This window comes from Haemophilus sp. UMB1048, assembly GCF_030218125.1.
Taxonomy (GTDB): Bacteria; Pseudomonadota; Gammaproteobacteria; order Enterobacterales; family Pasteurellaceae; genus Haemophilus_D.
The window spans coordinates 1-229 of record NZ_JASOPB010000227.1 but is presented as its reverse complement, the minus strand read 5'-3'; the positions used below and the strand labels follow the sequence as shown (position 1 = coordinate 229).

1 pseudogene is annotated in these 229 nt (G+C 56.8%); it reads right to left on the bottom strand.

Annotated features, from left to right (window positions below):
• Positions 1–229: pseudogene (locus QP437_RS10570) on the bottom strand (Fic family protein); the annotation flags it as partial.

Below are 229 nucleotides of genomic sequence, written 5' to 3'. Positions count from 1 at the left end.
GGCCATTGAGATAATCCTCCTGCTCAAGGGCCTGCATCAGGGCATTCCCCTCCTCCTCGATCCGGGCAAAGTGGCAGAACGGCGTATCGCCCTGATAAATATCAACTTCACGCAGTTGCCCTGCCCAGTCGAAAATATCCTGATACAGCTGGCGATGGATAGTGCGCAAATGCGGTAAACCGCGCACCAGCGGACCAAGCTCAATGGTCGCAGCACGCAGCGCCGTCAT